This is a genomic window from Elizabethkingia sp. YR214, from assembly GCF_003058195.1.
In the GTDB taxonomy this organism is placed as follows: Bacteria; Bacteroidota; Bacteroidia; order Flavobacteriales; family Weeksellaceae; genus Elizabethkingia.
The window spans coordinates 1-2,588 of record NZ_QBUH01000022.1 but is presented as its reverse complement, the minus strand read 5'-3'; the positions used below and the strand labels follow the sequence as shown (position 1 = coordinate 2,588).

At 30.8% G+C, this 2,588-nt stretch carries 2 protein-coding genes; both read right to left on the bottom strand.

All coding sequences use genetic code 11. The features are described from left to right. Positions 1 to 406: 406 nt before the first annotated feature. Complete coding sequence (locus tag C8J95_RS18550) at positions 407 to 1,096, bottom strand: hypothetical protein (RefSeq protein ID WP_107810191.1); 690 nt, start codon at positions 1,094 to 1,096, stop codon at positions 407 to 409. 25 nt (positions 1,097 to 1,121) lie between these two features. Continuing rightward, positions 1,122 to 2,588 (bottom strand): RHS repeat domain-containing protein (locus C8J95_RS19120; protein WP_255412896.1); only part of this gene is annotated, 1,467 nt, incomplete at its 5' end.

Sequence of the window (2,588 nt, the reverse complement as noted above, 5' to 3'; positions counted from 1 at the left end):
TGTGTCTCTGTGAATCTTGTCTTTTTCATCTTTTACAGTTTAAAATTAATAAATTTCTCTATTTTTAAACTGTCTGGTTTTTAGGGACACTTACAACCCGATGTCGCGGATTTGTAATCCGTGACTTTATTATCCCATAAAGATAACTTCAATATCCAAAGCACAATCCAAATCTGAATAATTCCCGGCTAAACTAAAATAATAATTTTAAGCTTCTGTTATTGTTATAAAACATGTTTGTGCTACTTCTGTCACTTTATACTTTGTTGAAATTTTATGCTTTTAATTTCATGTAATTATAATGAAAAAGCACGGATTTATAATCCGTGCTTTTATGGTAATCTCTTTTGCTTATTTGTCACATCAGAATACAAATCTTCTTCATTTTGGGCTATATAGCAAATTTTTATTTTTTAATTGGAGGAGGAGGTATTCTGGTAACTCCATTTTTAGATTTTTTTGCATAATTATTAAGCAACTCAAGTGATTCAAAAATTTCTTTTTTATTAATGAGTGCTTTTTCTTTTTGAAATAAGGAATAATAAACAATTGTCAATAATAGTTTAATGTTTGAATCCCTATTTATATCTTCTCCATAAATAAAGTACTTTTTCTTGTTTTTATAAACTATGATTGCATAACTGACTAAGGGAACTTCATTTTTTGACAAACTTATTTTGTTAGGAGACCTATCTTCATTTTTTACACTTTGATTTATCCAATTAATTAATGTATTATCTAAATTAATTTTGTATGTTTTTTCCTTATTTGCATCATAATAAACTGCATTTCCATTTTTATTAACCTTTATGTCAAAATCATGTACTCCGTTGCCCTCTGGTGAATTATTATTATATGAGATAACTAAACTGTCAAATGTAGACTTTTTATAAGCTTCAGTGTTTGATAATATTTTTGAGTATACTTTCACTTCATTATTCGAAACTACTTTTAATGAATCTCCAATTATTTTAAATTCATTTATGCCAAAATTAGGATAACCTATTGAGTCATTTTTTAAAATAATATATTCCGATATACCTTTATTTTCATATTTATAAATTATTTTGTTTTGAATTGCGTTTTCTTTTTTCATGCATGAAAATATTAATAAAAAAAGGCTAATTATTGAATATTTTTTTAATTTGTGCATCTGTTTTTATTATATTATTTGATTTATAGTAAGATTTAAGTATCGGTGTAGTTTGTTGTCTTGAATATCCTGTTGCTTTTTCAACCGTATGGTCAGGGATTTTTTTATCATTCATATAATATTTTTGATAGTATTTTTTTGAATCTGGTGAAACCATTAAGGATTCATAACCTTTCGAAAAGTCAAACTTTTTATTATCAAAATAATCCATCGTTCCTAATCTTGCATGGATAAATAATTCATGTCCTATAGTTTCTATCTGTCCATCAATTTTGCCACCACCATCACTAATACTTACTTGGAAATTCATTCTTCCACCTTTCGCTATTGAGGTTGTGACTCCACTGGCCGGCGATAAATGAGTTTTATTATACTGATCAAGAGCTTGCCCTGAATCAAAACTTAAATCAATACCTGCTTTGTCATATTTACCCGCCTTATCATACTTCACGCCAGCAATAGTTTGTCCTGTACTTACATAATCTGATAAAAATGAAATACCCTCTTTTGAGGTAGCAAATTGATTCCATGCCTGAACGAGATTAGGATTTTTATATGTACCATTTTTATTTTTTTCAAAAATTGCACTTGGATCAACATGTTCAGGAGCATTCCCATCCGGATCAATAAATCTAATTGGGCTATTGAATGCATAATTATATGGGCTATGTCTTGTCATTTTCTCCGCCAATGGATCCACAACTCCCCAACGCCCTAAATCCGGCATATACATTCTGGCACCATAGTCATACATTCCGGTTTCCTGTAATTCCTTGCCATTGTATTTATACTGATAAGCATTATTGGCTAAGGAAGTAGAATTGTATCCCTGATGTTTTAACCCAAACGGGTAATAATTATTTTCTTCAATGATCTCTGCTCCGCCAGAAGCACCTTTTGTATAGCTTAGTCTTACATTTCCAAGGTGATCTGTATAATTGTAAATATACTTATTTTTGGTAAGATCATAATAACCTTCCGCAGTTGGTACAAACTGTAATACATCATTTTCATATTGGAATCCATCCAGATAATCCGTTGTTTTGCTCCCAAATACCTTTTTTACTTTAGATCCATCCGCACGGTATACATAATCTGTATTACCGATAGAAGCTGTAATACTACTTGGTAAATTCAGGTAATTGTAAGCAATATTCGAGATACCTTTATCCAGATGATTTACCATATTACCGTTGATATCATAAGCAATTGTATTTCCACCTACCGGATATCCCGCTGCATTTCCAGAAGCATCACTTACTCTGATCAGTCTGTTACTGTTTCCGCTATTATCATAAGTATAACTTAGATTGTCAATATTAGCTGCAGTTTGTCCAGCTCTCTGAAGGGATTTAATATTCCCGTTCAGATCATATGTAAGCTTCTCCGCATAAGAACCCGCCGTTAATCCTGAGTTTGCCCAGTAATTTCCTTC

What these genes read in the sequence shown, in the direction of transcription:
- C8J95_RS18550 (WP_107810191.1), bottom strand. Translation starts at nt 1,096, where the DNA reads ATGAAAAAAGAAAACGCAATTCAAAACAAAATAATTTATAAATATGAA.